The sequence below is a fragment of the Mycolicibacter sp. MU0102 genome (assembly GCF_963378105.1).
Lineage (GTDB): Bacteria > Actinomycetota > Actinomycetes > Mycobacteriales > Mycobacteriaceae > Mycobacterium > Mycobacterium holstebronense.
In genome coordinates this window covers 1928867-1945170 of the sequence record NZ_OY726398.1, presented here as the reverse complement: position 1 = coordinate 1945170, position 16304 = coordinate 1928867, and the positions used below count along the sequence as shown (strand labels likewise).

Here is a 16304-nt window from a genome sequence, read left to right as displayed (position 1 = left end):
CCGAAACGGAATTCCACGACGGCCACTTGGCGTGTCGCGTCGTGGAATTCCATCTCGCGGGGATTGACTCCTACTTCTGCTCGTAAGTGCCGACGATCACCGCGCGCGCGATCGCGTGCATGAACAGGTTGAAGCCCAGGTAGGCCGGGCTGGCGTCTTCGGCCAGCTCCAGCTTCTCGACGTCGACGGCGTGCACCGCGACGTAGTAGCGGTGCGTCCCGTGACCGGCCGGCGGCGCGGCACCCACGTAGCGGCGCATCCCGGCGTCGTTGACCAGGGCCAGCGCGTCGCCGGGCAGCAGGCTGCCGTCCCCGACGCCCTCGGGCAGCTCGGTGCAGGTGGCGGGCAGGTTGGCCACCGCCCAGTGCCAGAAGCCCGACGCGGTGGGTGCGTCCGGGTCGTAGACGGTGACCGCGAAGCTGCGGGTCTCCTCGGGAAAGCCCGACCAGCTCAGCTGCGGGCTGGCGTCTTCACCGCCGGCACCCATGATTCCGCTGACCTGGGCTTTGCCCAGAGGCTGGCCGTCGGTCATCGACGTGGAGGTGAGCGTGAACGTCGGCAGCTTGGGCAGCGCGGCGTACGGGTCGGGGGCTGTGGTCATGACTGGTCCTCTCGTAGTGGATCAACTTCGTCGTTTGGTCAGCAGTGTGTCAGGAAGTGGTGCAGTACGCGGGTACCAAACTCCAGCGCGTCAACCGGAACGCGTTCGTCGACTCCGTGGAACAGCGCGGAGAAATCGAGGTCGGGTGGCAGCCGCAGCGGAGCGAATCCGAAGCACCGAATCCCCAACTTGGCGAAGGCTTTTGCATCCGTTCCGCCGGACAGCATGTAGGGCACGGTTCGGGCGTCGGGGTCACAGGCCAGCAGGGCGGCATTCATCGCCTCGACCAGGTCACCGTCGAAGGTCGTCTCGACAGGCGGCTGGTGGGTAACCCATTCCCGGGTCACGTCGGGTCCGATCAGCGCGTCGACTTCGGCCTCGAACGCCGCCTGGCGCCCAGGCAAGACCCGGCAGTCCAACACCGCCTCGGCCGTCGCCGGGATCACGTTGGCCTTGTAGCCGGCCGCCAGCATGGTCGGCGTGGCGGTGTCGCGCAGGGTGGCGTTGACGATGCGCGAGATCGGTCCCAGCTTCTCGATCATCCCTTCCAGGTCCGGGGAGTCGACGTCGATGGTGTGCCCGGTCTCCTCGCTGACCGCGGCCAGGAACTCCACCACGGCCTCGGTGAGCACCAGCGGGAACCGGTGTCGGCCCAGCCGGGCCACCGCCTCGGCCAGGGTGGTGACGGCGTTGTCGTCGTTGATCATCGACCCGTGCCCGGCCCGACCGTGGGCCCGCAGCCGCATCCAGCACAAGCCCTTCTCCGCGGTCTCGATCAGATACAGCCGGCGCTCCCCGCCGTCGCGCCGCGGCACGGTCAGCGAGAAACCACCCACCTCCCCGATCGCCTCGGTGACCCCGGCGAACAGGTCGGGGCGGTTCTGGACGATCCACTGCGCTCCGTACTTGCCGCCGGCCTCCTCGTCGGCGACGAACGCGAACACCAGATCCCGCGGCGGGGTGATCTTGTTCCGGGCCAGGTGCCGGGCCACCGCGATCATCATGCCGACCATGTCCTTCATGTCGACCGCGCCGCGACCCCAGACATAGCCGTTCTCGATCGCGCCGGAGAACGGGTGCACGCTCCACTCGCTGGCCTCGGCCGGCACCACGTCGAGGTGCCCGTGGATCAGCAGCGCCCCGCGGGACGGATCGCTGCCCTCGAGGCGAGCGAAGACGTTGCCGCGCCCCGGCGCACCGGATTCGAGGTACTCGGTCTCATAGCCCACCTCCTCGAGCTGCGCGGCCACCCAACGCGCGCAGTCGGCCTCACCTTTGGTGGTGGCCGGCTCTCCGGTGTTAGACGTGTCGAAACGGATGAGCGTGCTGACGAGTTCGACCACCTCGTCCACTGCGTCGCCGGCAGGATCGGGGAAATCGGTCACAGCTACCTTTACTACCACTTCACGCCCCTGCGGATCGCGTTGCGAGGGCTGGGTTTGGGTCCAGCGAAGGGCATCCGTTAGCCTTAGCTGCCCGGCACGGCCGGGTTGGTCCGAGTGGCGGAATGGCAGACGCGCTAGCTTGAGGTGCTAGTGCCCTATTAACGGGCGTGGGGGTTCAAGTCCCCCCTCGGACACTGTGTGATCTCTCGGGAGATCCCGGACAGGCCGAACCCTCAGGGTTCGGTCTGTTTTTGTTTGTGGTGCCATCGTGCGTGGCGGTCTTTGCCGGTTGGTTGTGGGCGTTCCGCACCACTTGCGGCACTAGGCACTGCACTCAGCCAGACGCTCGGGTTCGGCGACTGAACGCGCAGTCAACCTTCTAGCGCCGCACCAGAGAACACCACGTCGCTCGAATCAATGGGAATAAACGGTGTGACCACGTAGCTGTGTCGGTCGTGGCTGAGAAACCTGATGCCGAGACGGTAAAAACATTGAACGCCAATGTCACCGATGAGTTCCGCGCCAACGCGGGTAGGGTCGGAGGGCGATTCAAAGACAACGAGCTGTTGCTACTCACGACGACGGGCGCCAAGTCCGGCGCGCCGCGCGTCGCGCCACTGGTGGCGTTTCGCATCGACGGCATGCTGCTGATCGTCGCCGGTTACGGTGGGGCCGACATCAACCCGGCATGGGTACACAACCTGCGGGCCAACTCGCGCGCGCACGTCGAGGCCACCACCGGCGCCTTCGACGTCCTTGCGCGCGAGCTCAACCAGTCCGAACGCGAAGCCGTCATTCCCAGGATTACTGCGATCTGGCCTGCATTCGCGAATTACCAATCACAAACCACACGCACCATCCCGATATTCGAGCTGAAGCAGGACGGCGGCTGACTGGTCGTCGGAGGAGGTGTCGCCTCCTGCCAAGTGGCGCAGGACTCGTTCGTTGAAGGCGGCGAGCACGTCAGGCTCAGCCGCGGCAAGAAACCTCGACCCCGGCATCGTGTCGCCTACCGTCGTAGGCTCGATGGGGAGATGACTCGTCCAGGCGCGTACCTTCGCCAGCCGGCGCCACGCACCTTCCGCGACCGCCGCGACGCCGGCCGGGCCCTGGCCGAGCTTTTGACGGATTACCTGCCCGGCGTAGCGGGCGCCCAGGGCGCGGTGGTGCTGGGATTGGCCCGCGGCGGAGTGCCGGTCGCCTGGGAGGTCGCCGCCGCGCTGGGGGCGCCGCTGGACGTGTTTCTGGTCCGCAAGCTCGGTGTGCCGCAGCAGCCCGAATTGGCGATGGGTGCGCTGGCCGGCGGCCAGGTGGTGATGAACGACGAGGTGGTCCGCAGCCTGGGTATCGACGACGACGTGGTGCAGTCGGTGATCGAGCGCGAGACCACCGAATTGCGCCGCCGCGAACGTGCCTACCGTGGCGACCGGCCGGCGGCCGATCTGCGCGGCCGGGTGGTGATCTTGGTCGACGACGGCATCGCGACCGGAGCGAGCGTCCTGGCTGCGGTGCGAGCGGTCCAGGCGGCCGAACCGGCGTCGATCATCGTCGCCGTACCGGTGGCGCCACGCTCGGCGTCGCGCAAGATCGCCCAGGAAGCCGACGACGTCGTATGCGTCACGACCCCGGACGCATTCGATGCCGTCGGACAGGTCTATCGCGACTTTGACCAGACCGATGACGATGAAGTCCGCGACCTGCTGGCCGCACCGACTACGAGGCGAGCAGCGGGCTAATCGGCCGGGTGCGCGGCGATATCGTCGGCGGTCTCTTCGGCCGCCTCGGTGGCCTCAGCGTCGAAGTCCGCCACCTCGGCGGCCTCTGAGCTCTCGACGTCAACCGCGTCGTCATCGTCGGCGAGAAACTCGTCCTCCTCGACGGCGTCCCCGGCATCCACAGGGGCCTCGACCGCTGGGGTATTCGCGCGCCGCTCCCGCAAGGCGTCCACGATCAGCAGCAGTACGCCGAGCACGCTCGCGCCGATGCAGACCCACGCCACCAGCGCATTGCTGGTGACGACGGCGAACACCAATGCGGCCAGGCCGATTACCGCCAATACCAACGCGATCACCAGCATCGATTCACCTCCAGTCCGACGGGCGAACTACTCGACTCCGACGGTCAGTTGGTGCCGCGGTTGAAATGGTTGAACCCGCCGCCGTCGCCAGTGGCGCTGCTGTCGACCGGTGCAGCCGAACCGCGCTGGCCAAGCTCCTCGAGCTGCGATTCCAGGTAGGTCTTGAGCCGGGTGCGGTACTCGCGCTCGAAGGTGCGCAGTTGTTCGAGGCGACCTTCCAGCACGGTGCGCTGCTGGTTGATCGTGCCCATGATCTCGGAGTGCTTGCGCTCGGCGTCAGCCTGCAACGCGTCGGCCTTCTCCTGGGCCTGGCGCAGCTGGGTCTCCGAACGAGTCTGCGCGTCGGCCAGCATGGCGTCGGCGCGCTGGCGAGCTTCGGTGACCGTCGTCTCCGCGGTCTGGCGTGCCTCAGTGAGGATCTGGTCGGCGTTGGCGCGGGCGTCGGCCATCAGCTTCTCCGACTCGGCCCGGGCGGTGCCGGTCAACCGGTCGGCGGTGTCCTGGGCCAGGCTCAGCACGCGTGCCGCCTTGAGGTGCTGCTCCTCGGAAGGCGGTTCCGGGGCTGCTGGTGCGGCGACCACGGGCTGCGGCGGTGCCACCGGCTCCGGGGTGGGCTCGTAGACCGGGATCGAGGGAATCGACTGGGCGCCGCCACCGGCGCGGGCCGCGGCCAAGTCCTGGTCGAGCTCGCTTACCCGCTGACGCAGGTCGGCGTTCTCCTCGATGAGGCGTGTCAGCTCGGTCTCCACCAAGTCAAGGAAGGCGTCGACCTCGTCCTCGTTGTAGCCGCGCTTCCCAATCGGCGGTTTGCTGAACGCGACGTTATGTACGTCGGCCGGTGTTAGTGGCATCGTCTGCCCCCTCGAGTCAGGTAGTAGGTAGCGCCGATCGGGCACGGTAGGTCGACCGGGAAATCGCTCGCCGTGTGTAACTGCCGTCCATCCTGTCACATCCGCCGCTGCGCTCGGCAATGTGAACGATATTAAGAGTGAATTTCAAATTGCTGCCACAGAAATCACGCTTTGGCAAACGGAAGCTCTGAGGGCGATCGGCGATGCCGGCCGGTGAGCGGTCCCGGCACGTACCCCGACGAGACCAGAACCGCCGGGAACTGGGCCTTATGTCACCGCCGACAGCCAGGTGCAGTTCGGCCCTTCCAGCCGAGGGCAGCAAAGTGCTTAGGCGTCCCACCAGCGAAATGTGATCTATTTCGCTACGAGCCCAAACGTGTCGCCCGCCGCTCCCACGGGCCCCACCGCGCCGGCAGGGGTACCGCCGCGGCCACCTGCGCCGTATTATTCACAATCGCGACCCGTAAATATTCATGACGAGGTCGCACCGTGCGGGACCGACCGGAGGGACACTCGGGAATGACAACCAATGACGTGGTCATGGCGACCAGCGCAGCGGACTCGGCAGCCGTCGATGACATCCGATCTCGCTACGCCGAACTCCTCGGCCGTCAGGCCGCCCTGGGTGCAGCGTTGTTCGCTGCGGTCGCCGGGCCGGCCTTCGACGAGGCTCACCGGGCCGTACAGGCGTCCATCGACCAGGTGGTACGACCGCAGTTACAAGCCGCGGTGGGGCTGATATTCCCGGCCTTGGCCGGTGTCGAGCGCTCACGACTGCTGACCGAAGGCCTGCTTGGTGACATCCAGCTGATCGAGCAGGTGGCGGCGCGCATCGCCCGCGGCACCGACCGAGTCCAGGTGGTCGCGCACACCGAGGTCCTGCGCGTACTGCTGGAGGCAGTGTTGGGCAAGATCGCCGACCTGTTGCTGCCCGCGCTCGCCCAGACCAGCGGCGTCTCGCTGGCCGCCCTGGCCGCCCAACTGCCCGGCCTGGATGACGTCGCCTCCGGGCCGGCTCCCACGGCCCAGCCCCGCCCCGCAACCCACGGGCACGACGGCCACACCGGGTGCGGCTGCGGCGAGGAGGACGACGAGATACCCGAACTCGACGTGCGAGAGGTTCCGCACGCCATCAGGCACGCAACGGTGTTCGGCGCCTTCGACGCGGTTCCGGTGGGCGGATCGCTGCTGCTGGTGGCCCCGCACGACCCGATTCCGCTGCTGCGCCAACTCACTGAGCGCAGCGGTGGCCGGCTGGCGGTCGGCTACGAGGAGCGTGGACCGGAGGCGTGGCGGTTGCGGCTAACCCGGGTCTGAAGCCCCGCCGCTAAGCGGCGTGCTGCAGGGCCAGTTCCATGCCGACGAACGCGATCAGCAGCAGCACCATGATCGACAGATCGATGCGTACCGCCCCGATGGTCAACTGCGGGATGAGTCGCCGCAGCAGCTTCACCGGCGGATCGGTGATGCTCATGATCAGTTCCAGGATCACCACGGTGGCACCCGTCGGGTGCCAGTCACGGCTGAACGAGCGGATGAACTCGATGACGATCCGGGCGATCAGCAATAGCCAGAAGACAAATAGCGCGATACCAAGAATCGTGAAGAACAGCGCCAACGGAATGCGACCTTACTGACGAGGGTGTGCCCGCATCAGCAGTGCTGACCGGCTCGACTGCCGTTCCAGCCTACCGATAGGCGTAGAAGCCGGTTTCGGCGATGCGGCGACGCTCCTCCGGGGAGACGTCGACGTCGGCCGGCGACAGCAGAAAGACCTTGGTCGCGACCTTGTCGAAGGAACCGCGCAGGGCGAAGGCAAGACCTGCCGCGAAGTCGACCAGGCGCTTGGCATCGGCGTTGTCCATCGACACCAGGTCCATGATGACCGGGGTGCCGTCCCGGAACCGCTCGCCGATGGTGCGGGCTTCGCTGTAGTCCTTGGGCCGCAGCGTGGTGATCTTCGACAGCGGGCTGCTCTCGTCGAACATCTGCGCCATCCGCCGCGGCTCCATCGCCAGGGCGCCGCGGGTCGAGCCGCGCAGCGAGGAGAACCGGCGCTCGAAGTCACGCGGGCGGTCGAACTCACGCGCCCGGTAGCGAGGGTCGTCCTCGTAGCCGCCGCCTCGGTAGCCGGCGGGCGCATCGTCGTAGTCGCGGTCCTCGAAGCGCTCGTCGTAGCGGCTCTCCGAGCGGCCGCCTACGCGGTCGAAAACGTCCTCGCCGAATCGCTCCGCCCGAGGCGCGTAGTCACGCGACCCGGCGCGGTCATCGCCGTCGTCGTAGTAGTCGTCGTCGTAGTCCTCCATAGGAGCCATCCCGAAGTAGGCCTTGACCTTGTGGAGTGTGCTCATCCTTGGACCCTTCTAGGCTGATGACTGTGATGAAGGTGTGACTGAAGTGACTAATAACGGTGACGGTAACGGCAGCGAGCGCGTTGGCGCGGCACCGACACGCGGACAGCTCCCACCGGTTTCACCCACCCCCTCCAGCGACCTCTACCGAGCACTCATTCCAGCCACACCAGGGACGCCAGCCGGCCGGTGAGTCCGTCGCGACGGTGACTGAACAGCTTCTGGTCCGCCGCCGTACACCGCGGGTCGGCGTCGATGGATTCCACGCCCAATCCCCTTAGTTGACGCGCGATTCCGGCCCGCAGGTCCAGCCCGACAGTGCCCGCCGACGTGACGGTGCGACTGCCCGGCAGCGACGCCTCGACCTCATCGGCCATCGCGGCGGGCACCTCGTAGTGCAGCCCACTGACCGCTGGGCCCAGCAAAACCGAAACGTCGCCGGCTCGTGCCCCTGCCGCCACCATGGACTCCAGCGCGCGAGCGACCACACCGTGCTGCGCGCCGACCCGGCCGGCATGGACTGCGGCGACCACTCCGGCTCGCGCGTCGGCCATCAGCACCGGGACGCAGTCGGCGGTCACCACCACCATCGCCAGCCGGGGCACGGTGGTGACCAGTGCATCGGTGGCGTCGATCGGGGTGTCGCGCGGACCGTCGACGACCACCACATGATCGCCGTGGACCTGGTTCATCCACACCAGCCGGTCGGGACCAAGGCCGGTGGCCTTGGCCAGCCGCGCGCGGTTGGCCGCCACCGCGACCGGGTCGTCACCGACGTGATCGCCGAGATTGAAGCTGTCGAACGGAGCCTTCGACACGCCACCGGAGCGGGTGGTCGTCACCCGCCGGATGCGAAAAGTCATGAGATGAAGGCTAGTGGTGGTCGCGAGCGCGGCGAAGCCGGGCGAAGCGGGCCAGCGCCATCAGTTCAGTGCCGCATGAACGGTGGCACGTCGACGTCGTCGTCGTCGCAGCCGTCGTCACCGTTTCGCCCACCGACGCTGACCGTCGCACCGTTGGTGGGAGGCGGCACACTGACCGCATCCACCGGGTCAAACAGCGACGAGGTGACCTTGCCGGCCTGTCCGGGCGCCATCGCGTGCCGGGCCGCACCGGCCGTACCGGTCACCGGCTTACGGCCGGAGCCTGCCGAGTCGAAGCCGGCCGCGATCACCGTCACCCGCACCTCGTCGCCGAGGGAGTCGTCGATCACGGTGCCGAAGATGATGTTGGCCTCGGGGTGTGCGGCGTCCTGAACCAGCGATGCCGCCTCGTTGATCTCGAACAGCCCCAGGTCGCTGCCACCGGCGACCGACATCAGCACGCCCTGGGCGCCTTCCATCGAGGCTTCCAGCAGCGGCGAGTTGATCGCGATCTCGGCGGCCTTGAGTGCCCGCCCGTCGCCGCGGGCCGATCCGATGCCCATCAGCGCGGTGCCGGCGCCGCTCATGATGCCTTTGACGTCGGCGAAGTCGACGTTGATCAGGCCGGGGGTGGTGATCAGGTCGGTGATGCCCTGGACACCGTTGAGCAGCACCTCGTCGGCGCTGCGGAACGCGTCCATCAGCGAGACCTGGGCGTCGCCCATCTGCAGCAGTCGGTCATTGGGGATCACGATCAGGGTGTCGCAGCTCTCGCGCAGCGCACCGATGCCGTTCTCGGCCTGGTTGCTACGCCGCTTGCCCTCGAAGGAGAACGGCCGGGTGACCACGCCGACGGTCAGTGCGCCGAGCTTGCGCGCGATGGTCGCGACCACCGGGGCACCGCCGGTACCGGTGCCGCCGCCCTCCCCGGCGGTGACGAACACCATGTCGGCGCCGCGCAGCAGCTCCTCGATCTCGTCCTTGGCGTCTTCGGCGGCTCGACGACCCACTTCGGGGTCGGCGCCGGCACCGAGGCCGCGGGTGGAGTCACGGCCGACGTCGAGCTTGACGTCGGCGTCGCTCATCAGCAATGCCTGTGCGTCGGTGTTGATCGCGATGAACTCAACGCCCTTGAGGCCCTGCTCGATCATCCGGTTAACGGCGTTGACGCCGCCACCACCGATACCCACGACTTTGATGACGGCCAGATAGTTGTGCGGTGGGGTCATCGTTCGTCTTCCTCCCTGGTGGGATTGGAGTCCTCTCTCGGGCCGGGCTTGGCGCGGAACTCCCCGATTCTGTCTTCAACAAAACCCTCAACCTCAACCAAAGACTTAGAGTTATGTCAAGTTGTTCCGCGCATCCGCCACAGTAGGGCCGCCCGCGCCGTCATCGGCGCCGACGCGCCGAGACACGCCACGAATTTTCCTGGCCGACGGGGTGTTCCCGCCCACGAATCTCCCCCGAACCGGAATCTCACGACACGGACGCGGCGTGTCGCGACGCCGATTTCCGCCTCGGCGCAGCGCAACCCCCTACCGGACCGTGGGCAGGTCCGGACTCGACACGTCATAGGTGTGGCCGGGCTGGGTCAACAACGCCGCCAACTTCTGGGCCTTCTCCGCGGTGCGGTCGGTGTTGCCCCAGACCACCACCCGGCCATCGGCCAGCGTCAGGGTGATCGACGCCACCGACGGGGCGGCCACCCGGCTGATCTGGCCGGCCACGTCGGGCGCCAGCGAGGTCATCACCTGCAGGGCGGCCAGGGTGGACGGATCCGCCGGGCCGGGATTGTCCACATCGAAGAACGGCAGCATTCTCGGCGGCGCGCCGGTCGCGAAGTCGACGCCGTCCCGGTCGAACAGGTGTGGGCCGTCCGGAAAATCCTTGTAGACCACCGGGACCCGCTCGACCACCGCGATCCCGAGCACCGAGGGGTATTGCCGCTGCACCCGGGTGCTGGCCACCCGCCTGATCGTCGCGACCCGGTCGGCCACACTGCCGGTGTCGATCTGCAGCAGCGGCGTGCCCGGCTGCACCCGCGCCACGTCCAGAACTTCCTCGCGGGTCACCGTCGCGATCCCGGTGACCTCGATATCGCGCACCGACATCAGCGGGGTGAAGTACAAGATGAGCCCGAGCCCGACCACGAGCACCGCCGTCAGGAACACGGCCAACGCCATCTTCAGGCCCCGAATGGTGCCGCGCGGAACGCCTTTGGCCGGCTCGGCAGAACCGGTGCGCAGTCGCCGCTTGGCCTCTCGACGAGCCTGCTCGATCGCCTCGGCACGCGCCTGCGCGGCGCGCCGCTCCGCGCGTTCACGGCGGGCCCGGCGCCGCGGTCCCTCCACCTCGGCGGGCTCGTCGGCGGCTTCGGCCTCTGGGTCATCCGCGGCGGCTGCGCCGACCTCGCCCTGCGGGACAACATCCGGCTCCGGCTCGGTGGCTTCGGCGGCTTCGCTTTCGGGGACGTCCGCGGCGTCGTCCGGATCCTCCGGTGGAACGGCCGGGGTTTCGGGCGGCACGGTCACAGCGCGCCCGGGCTGCCGGGAAGGATCCGATCAGTGCGCGCCCGCAACGCGTCGACGATCTCCGGGCCCAGCACGGTGACGTCGCCGGCTCCCATGGTGATGATCACGTCACCCGGACCGGCGGCCGCCGCCACCGCCTCGGGCACCGCCGAGAAGTCCGGCAGGTAATGCACCGGCACACTGACATGTTCGGCAACGCTGGCGCCGCTCACCCCGGGCAACGGCTGCTCACGCGCACCGTAGACGTCCAGGACGAACACCTCGTCGGCCCCGTTGAGCGATCGTCCGAACTCGGTGGCGAATTCCTTTGTCCGCGAATACAGATGCGGCTGAAACACCACCAGGCTGCGCCCGGTTCCGCGCTCGTCCAGCAGGGCCCGAACCGCGGTCAAGGTCGCGGCGATCTCGGTGGGATGGTGTGCGTAGTCATCGAAGACCCGCACCGATCCCGTGACGCCCGCCGACCCGACCAGCTCGAATCGGCGGCGCACCCCGTCGAACCCGGCCAGGCCGTCGAGCACCGCATCCAGCGGCGCACCGACTTCGATCGCCGCCAGCAGCGCGCCCAGCGCGTTAAGTGCCATGTGCCGTCCGGGCACCGACAGTCGCATCGCCCTGCGCTCGCCCGTTCCGGCCAACAGGATCTCGGCGACCGCGCCGGTGCCCTGCTGCTCCCAACTGACCAGCTCGCCGTCGAGCGCCGCCGTCCCGGGGCGTTCGGTGCCGTAACGCAGCACCCGGATGCCCTGTGCCGCAGTGCGCTCGGCCAGCTCGGCGCCGCCGGGGTCATCGACGCACACCACCACTGCCCCACCCGGCGCGATGCGCTCGACGAACGCGTCGAACACCTGGGTGTAGGCCTCGGCACTGCCGAAGAAGTCGAGGTGATCGGCCTCGATGTTGGTCACCACCGCGACGTTGGGGGTGTACTCCAACAGCGAGCCGTCGCTCTCGTCGGCCTCGGCGACAAACAGCGGCCCGCTGCCGTGATGGGCGTTGGTGCCGGCTTCTGCACCGGCAGAACCCAATTCGCCGCCGACCGCGAACGACGGATCGAGCCCACAGTGCTGCAACGCGACCACCAGCATCGATGTGGTGGTGGTCTTGCCGTGGGTGCCGGTGACCATCAACGTGGTGCGCCCGGCCATCAGCTTCGCCAGCACCGCCGGTCGCAACACCACCGGGATGCCGCGACGACGGGCCTCGACGAGCTCGGGGTTGGTCTTGGGAATCGCGGCGTGGGTGGTGACCACCGTGGTGACCCCACCCGGCAGCAGATCCAGGGCCGACGCGTCGTGACCGATGCGCACCTGCGCGCCCCGGGCCCGCAGCGCGTGAATCCCGCGGGATTCCTTGGCATCCGAACCCGAGACCAGCCCCCCGCGGTCCAGCAGGATGCGGGCGATGCCGGACATGCCCGCTCCCCCGATGCCGACCATGTGTACCCGGCTCAGCTCCGGCGGCAGTTGTTGCTGGGCGCTCACCGGCCGTTCCTCGCTGCGCTCGCGACTTCCAGTGCGACGGAAGCCACCCGTCGCGCCGCCTCCGGGTGCCCGGCCAGGACCGCGGCGCTGGTCATCGCGGCCAGGCGCGCGGTGTCGGTGAGCAACCCGGCGACGGTGTCGGCCACGAAATCCGGGGTCAGCTCGGCGTCGTCGACCAGGATTCCGCCCCCGGCGTTGACCACCGGAAGCGCGTTGAGGCGCTGTTCGCCGTTGCCGATCGGCAGCGGCACGTACACCGCAGGCAAACCGACCGCCGACACTTCGGCGACCGTCATCGCCCCGGAACGGCAGATCGCCAGGTCCGCGGCCGCATACGCCAGGTCCATCCGGTCCAGATAGGGCACCGCGACGTAGGGCGGATCACCGGCGCCGGCCGGCGGCAGCTCCAGGGTGTTCTTCGGCCCGTGCGCGTGCAACACCGAAACGCCGGCGGCGGCAAGATGTTTGGCCGCACCGGCCACCGCCTGGTTGATCGAGCGGGCGCCCTGCGAGCCCCCGAAGACCAGCAACACCCGAGCGTCGTCGGCGAACCCGAACTCGGCGCGGGCGGCCGCACGCAGCGCAGCCCGGTCCAAGTTGGTGATGACCGCCCGCACCGGCACCCCGACCACCTCGGGGTTGGCCAGACCGCAATCAGGAACTGCCGACAGCACCCGCTGCGCGCCCCGGGCGCCGACCCGATTGGCCAGACCGGCGCGGGCATTGGCCTCGTGGATCACCACCGGAACCCGTGTGGCGCCGAGACCGCGCGCGGCCAGATATGCCGGCAGCGCCACGTAACCGCCGAAGCCGATCACCACGTCGGCCTGCACGTCGCGCAGCACCGCCCGGGTCTCCCGAACCGCACGCAGCACCCGCAGCGGCAGCCGGGCCAGGTCGGCATTGATCTTGCGGGGCAATGGCACCGGGGTGATCAGCTCCAGGTCGTAACCGCGGGCCGGGACCAACCGGGTCTCCAGACCACGGGCGGTGCCCAACGCGGTGATCCGGACGTCGGGGTCCAGGGCACGGAGCGCGTCGGCGACCGCCATCGCAGGTTCGACATGGCCGGCAGTGCCCCCGCCTGCGAGGACTACCGATAACGACGCACCGCGGTCCGATGAGATGACCGAGTCGTTCACTCCCCTATCGCTGACCTTCCAATGCGCGTACGCGTCCGCCAGTCGGACGCGCCCCGGCGTGACGCCGGCCGCCTCCATTTTGCCCTGCGCGCCCGGCGCCTCGACCAGCTGCCCGGGCCGGAGCCTGCGCTGCGGCGCGCTGCCGACTCGAGCGGGCCGGAGCCTGTCGGGCCGCCTGGGCAGTTCGTGGCCGTGCGGCCGGCTGCGGACGCGACCGCAGGCGGTCGCGCAGGGCCTCCAGACGGGTCGGCGAGTACGGCTCGGGCAGCGGCAGCCGCAGGATCCGGTTCATCCGGTCGTCCTGGCCGGCGCGCAGCGCCGCCACCGCCTCCGGTTCGTGCCGGGCCGCGTTGGCCATGATGCCGACCATGAACAGCGTTGTCGCCGTGGAGGTTCCACCCGCAGAAATGAGGGGCAGCTGGATTCCGGTTACGGGCAACAGCCCGATCACGTAGCCGACATTGATGAACGACTGACCGATCACCCACATCGTGGTGGCGGCGGTCAGCAGCCGCAGGAACGGGTCCGCGGAGCGCTTGGCGATCCGCATGCCGGTGTAGGCGAACAGCCCGAACAGCGCCAGCAGCCCGAACCCGCCGATGAAGCCGAGCTCCTCGCCGATGATGGCGAAGATGAAGTCGTTGTGCGCGTTGGGCAGGTAGTTCCATTTCGCGGTGCCCTGCCCCAGGCCGTCGCCGAAGATGCCACCGTTGGCCAGTGCGAACTTCGCCTGTCGCGCCTGGTAACCGGCGCCCTGCAGGTCGGCGTCGGGGTCCAGCCAGGACCGCACTCGGTCGGAGCGATAGCCCTCGGTCACCGCCATGATCGCGGCGGCGGCAACGATGGCCGCCAGCGAGGTGAGGAACACCCGCAACGGCAGACCGGCGTACCACAACAGCGACAGCAGGATGATGCCCAGCGAAACCGTCTGCCCGAGGTCAGGCTGGGCGACGATCAGCACCAGCGCAACCACAGCGGCCGGCACCAGCGGGACGAGCATCTCGCCCAGCGTCGCCCGCTCCATGCGCCGGCTCGCCAACAGGTGTGCGCCCCAGATGACGAAGGCGATCTTGGCCAGCTCGGAGGGCTGCATGGAGAAACCGGCGATGACGAACCAGCCGCGGGAACCGTTGGAGAGGGTGCCGATGCCCGGGATCAGCACCAGCACCAGCAGCACGATGGTGAAAGCGAAACCGGCAAAAGCCATTCGGCGCATGAACCGGACCGGCATGCGCAACGCCACGTAGCAGCCGACCAGCCCGATGACGGTCCACAGCACCTGCTTGCCGAAGATCCGCCACGCGGATCCGTCGGTGCCGTAGGACTCCACCCCGGAGGCCGACAGCACCATGATCAGACCGAGCGTGGTCAACAGCGCGGCCACCGCCACGATCAGATGGAACGACGTCATCGGCCGGCCCAGCCAGGCGCCGAACCGGGTGCGCGGCTCGGTCTTGGCGGCCTTGTCCGCGGTGTCATCGGAAGTGGCGGCAGCTGGGGCCCCGGCATCCCGCCGCAGCCGGGCCAGGATGCCGATCACACCGATCCCGCCGCGGACCGTGCGGCGGCGGCGAACGCGTCGCCCCGGGCGCCGTAGCCGGCGAACTGGTCGAAGGATGCGCCCGCCGGAGCCAGCAGCACCGTGTCACCGGGCCGGGCCAGGTCGCGGGCGGCGGCCACCACCGCTGTCATCACCCGTGACCCCAGCGTCTCATCGGACCCATCAGCTACTCGCTTCACATGAGTAACTGGAGACACAGCAGTATCACCCATATCAATATCCTCGCCCGTCACAACGTGGACGACGGGGACATCCGGTGCGTGTCGTGATAACGCCTTGGCAACCTCTCCGCGATCTCGGCCGATCAGCACGGCCCCGGCCAGGTGAGCAGCGATTCTGGCGACCGTCGGCTCGATCGAGGCGCCCTTGAGCAGTCCGCCGGCCACCCAGATCACCCGCGGGTGGGCCAACACCGACGCTTCGGCCGCGTGCGGATTGGTGGCCTTGGAGTCGTCGACGTAGCTGATCCCGCCGTCGACCACGATCAATTCGGCGCGATGCCGCCCGACCTGGAACGAGGCCAGCGCCTCGGCGATCGCCTGCGGGGGCACGTCGACGCTTCGGGCCAGCGCGGCGGCCGCCAGTGCGTCCAGAATCCCGACCGGGCCGGGCACCGATATCGACGCCGCCGGGGCCAGCGCGACCTCGTCGCCCCCTTCTGCCACAAAGGCCCGGTCCACCAGCATGCCGTCGATCACGCCGAGCTCACCGGGACCCGGTTCGCCGAGCCGGAAACCCACCTTGACCGGGGCGGGCGCGGTGTCGCGCAGCGCCGCGGCAGCGGCGTCGTCCATCCCGAGCACCGCCACCCGGCCGGCCAGCGCGCGGGCCTTGTCGGCGGTGTAGGCGGCCATGCTGCCGTGCCAGTCCAGGTGGTCCTCGGCGATGTTGAGCACCGCACCGGCCTCGGGGCGCAGCGACGGGGCCCAGTGCAGCTGGAAGCTGGACAGCTCGACGGCCAGCAGTTCGCCCGGTTCCCCCAGGACATCGAGTACCGGGCTGCCGATGTTGCCGCACAACTGGGCGCTGCGGCCGGCAGCCACCAGCATGGCGTGCAGCATCGAGGTGGTGGTGGTCTTGCCGTTGGTGCCGGTCACCACCAGCCAGCGCCGCGGCGGCCCGTAGTGGCCCGCGGCGTCGAGCCGCCAGGCCAGCTCCACGTCACCCCAGATCGGCACTCCGGCCGCAGCGGCGGCGGCCAATACCGGTGTGTCCGGGCCGAATCCGGGGCTGGTGACCACCAGCGCGTAGCCGCTGATCTGCGCGGCGGCCTCCGCCGGGCTGCAGGTGGTGACCTCGGAATAGGCGGCCAGCGCGGCCACATTGTCGTCGCACAGCGTCACGGCCAGCCCGAACGGCGCCAACGCGTTCACGATGGCACGGCCGGTGATGCCGGCCCCGGCGACGAGCACCCGCGCGCCGGCGGACAGCACGCCCAGCCCCGGTTCGGGCGTCATC

16 protein-coding genes and 1 tRNA gene are annotated in these 16304 nt (G+C 68.9%); 4 read left to right on the top strand and 13 right to left on the bottom strand.

Annotation, left to right across the window (positions count from 1 at the left end; translation table 11 throughout):
* Positions 1-70: 70 nt before the first annotated feature.
* Complete coding sequence (locus RCP37_RS09030; protein WP_308486536.1) at positions 71-601, bottom strand: YbhB/YbcL family Raf kinase inhibitor-like protein; 531 nt, start codon at positions 599-601, stop codon at positions 71-73.
* A 38-nt stretch (positions 602-639) separates the two neighbouring features.
* Positions 640-1986: a M20/M25/M40 family metallo-hydrolase gene (locus RCP37_RS09025; protein WP_373693133.1), complete on the bottom strand. Its 1347-nt coding sequence runs from the start codon at positions 1984-1986 to the stop codon at positions 640-642.
* 108 nt (positions 1987-2094) lie between these two features.
* On the opposite strand from RCP37_RS09025, the gene RCP37_RS09020 reads away from it, so the two are divergent.
* The 3 genes from RCP37_RS09020 (at position 2095) to RCP37_RS09010 (ending at position 3722) form a co-directional block, all read left to right on the top strand.
* Positions 2095-2180 (top strand) — tRNA-Leu (locus RCP37_RS09020).
* Between the two features lie 261 nt (positions 2181-2441).
* Positions 2442-2879 (top strand): nitroreductase family deazaflavin-dependent oxidoreductase, encoded by a 438-nt coding sequence (locus RCP37_RS09015; protein ID WP_308486534.1) that lies wholly within the window; start codon positions 2442-2444, stop codon positions 2877-2879.
* Between the two features lie 141 nt (positions 2880-3020).
* The gene (locus RCP37_RS09010; protein WP_308486533.1) at positions 3021-3722 is read left to right on the top strand and encodes a phosphoribosyltransferase; all 702 of its coding nucleotides are present in this window, start codon (positions 3021-3023) and stop codon (positions 3720-3722) included.
* Here the strand turns inward: RCP37_RS09010 and RCP37_RS09005 are convergent.
* Together RCP37_RS09005 and wag31 are read right to left on the bottom strand one after the other, a co-directional pair.
* Entirely contained in the window at positions 3719-4063 is a 345-nt protein-coding gene (locus RCP37_RS09005) for a hypothetical protein (protein ID WP_308486532.1), read from the bottom strand. The genes RCP37_RS09010 and RCP37_RS09005 overlap by 4 nt on opposite strands.
* 44 nt (positions 4064-4107) lie before the next feature.
* A complete protein-coding gene (gene wag31 / locus RCP37_RS09000; RefSeq protein WP_308486531.1) occupies positions 4108-4914 on the bottom strand; it encodes a DivIVA-like cell division protein Wag31 in 807 nt (268 codons plus the stop codon).
* Between the two features lie 519 nt (positions 4915-5433).
* Here wag31 and RCP37_RS08995 point away from each other — a divergent pair.
* The gene (locus RCP37_RS08995) at positions 5434-6231 is read left to right on the top strand and encodes a DUF2249 domain-containing protein (RefSeq protein WP_308486530.1); all 798 of its coding nucleotides are present in this window, start codon (positions 5434-5436) and stop codon (positions 6229-6231) included.
* Positions 6232-6241: 10 nt separating this feature from the next.
* On the opposite strand, the gene RCP37_RS08990 is transcribed toward RCP37_RS08995, so the two are convergent.
* The 9 genes from RCP37_RS08990 to murD form a co-directional block, all read right to left on the bottom strand.
* The gene (locus RCP37_RS08990) at positions 6242-6532 is read right to left on the bottom strand and encodes a YggT family protein (protein ID WP_024440472.1); all 291 of its coding nucleotides are present in this window, start codon (positions 6530-6532) and stop codon (positions 6242-6244) included.
* 70 nt (positions 6533-6602) lie between these two features.
* Positions 6603-7265, bottom strand: coding sequence for a cell division protein SepF (locus tag RCP37_RS08985; protein ID WP_308486529.1), 663 nt, complete (start codon positions 7263-7265; stop codon positions 6603-6605).
* Between the two features lie 155 nt (positions 7266-7420).
* Complete coding sequence (gene pgeF, locus RCP37_RS08980) at positions 7421-8128, bottom strand: peptidoglycan editing factor PgeF (protein ID WP_308486528.1); 708 nt, start codon at positions 8126-8128, stop codon at positions 7421-7423.
* A 65-nt stretch (positions 8129-8193) separates the two neighbouring features.
* Positions 8194-9357, bottom strand: a complete 1164-nt coding sequence (gene ftsZ / locus RCP37_RS08975; RefSeq protein WP_308486527.1) for a cell division protein FtsZ — start codon at positions 9355-9357, stop codon at positions 8194-8196.
* Positions 9358-9663: 306 nt separating this feature from the next.
* Positions 9664-10659 carry a cell division protein FtsQ/DivIB gene (locus RCP37_RS08970; RefSeq protein ID WP_373693132.1) on the bottom strand — a complete coding sequence of 332 codons (996 nt, stop codon included), beginning with the start codon at positions 10657-10659 and terminating at the stop codon, positions 9664-9666.
* Entirely contained in the window at positions 10656-12098 is a 1443-nt protein-coding gene (gene murC, locus RCP37_RS08965) for a UDP-N-acetylmuramate--L-alanine ligase (RefSeq protein ID WP_308487005.1), read from the bottom strand. The genes RCP37_RS08970 and murC overlap by 4 nt, the downstream gene beginning before the upstream one ends.
* Positions 12099-12139: 41 nt before the next feature.
* Positions 12140-13285, bottom strand: coding sequence for an undecaprenyldiphospho-muramoylpentapeptide beta-N-acetylglucosaminyltransferase (gene murG / locus RCP37_RS08960; RefSeq protein WP_308486526.1), 1146 nt, complete (start codon positions 13283-13285; stop codon positions 12140-12142).
* 4 nt (positions 13286-13289) lie between these two features.
* Positions 13290-14825 (bottom strand): putative lipid II flippase FtsW, encoded by a 1536-nt coding sequence (ftsW, locus tag RCP37_RS08955; RefSeq protein ID WP_308486525.1) that lies wholly within the window; start codon positions 14823-14825, stop codon positions 13290-13292.
* Entirely contained in the window at positions 14822-16303 is a 1482-nt protein-coding gene (murD, locus tag RCP37_RS08950; RefSeq protein WP_308486524.1) for a UDP-N-acetylmuramoyl-L-alanine--D-glutamate ligase, read from the bottom strand. The genes ftsW and murD overlap by 4 nt, the downstream gene beginning before the upstream one ends.
* Between the last annotated feature and the right edge of the window lies 1 nt (position 16304).

Coding starts and splice junctions, on each gene's coding strand:
- RCP37_RS08985 (WP_308486529.1), bottom strand. CDS start 7,265: ATGAGCACACTCCACAAGGTCAAGGCCTACTTCGGGATGGCTCCTATG.
- ftsZ (WP_308486527.1), bottom strand. CDS start 9,357: ATGACCCCACCGCACAACTATCTGGCCGTCATCAAAGTCGTGGGTATC.
- murD (WP_308486524.1), bottom strand. CDS start 16,303: ATGACGCCCGAACCGGGGCTGGGCGTGCTGTCCGCCGGCGCGCGGGTG.
- wag31 (WP_308486531.1), bottom strand. CDS start 4,914: ATGCCACTAACACCGGCCGACGTACATAACGTCGCGTTCAGCAAACCG.
- RCP37_RS09030 (WP_308486536.1), bottom strand. CDS start 601: ATGACCACAGCCCCCGACCCGTACGCCGCGCTGCCCAAGCTGCCGACG.
- pgeF (WP_308486528.1), bottom strand. CDS start 8,128: ATGACTTTTCGCATCCGGCGGGTGACGACCACCCGCTCCGGTGGCGTG.
- murC (WP_308487005.1), bottom strand. CDS start 12,098: ATGGTCGGCATCGGGGGAGCGGGCATGTCCGGCATCGCCCGCATCCTG.
- RCP37_RS09010 (WP_308486533.1), top strand. CDS start 3,021: ATGACTCGTCCAGGCGCGTACCTTCGCCAGCCGGCGCCACGCACCTTC.
- RCP37_RS08995 (WP_308486530.1), top strand. CDS start 5,434: ATGACAACCAATGACGTGGTCATGGCGACCAGCGCAGCGGACTCGGCA.
- RCP37_RS09005 (WP_308486532.1), bottom strand. CDS start 4,063: ATGCTGGTGATCGCGTTGGTATTGGCGGTAATCGGCCTGGCCGCATTG.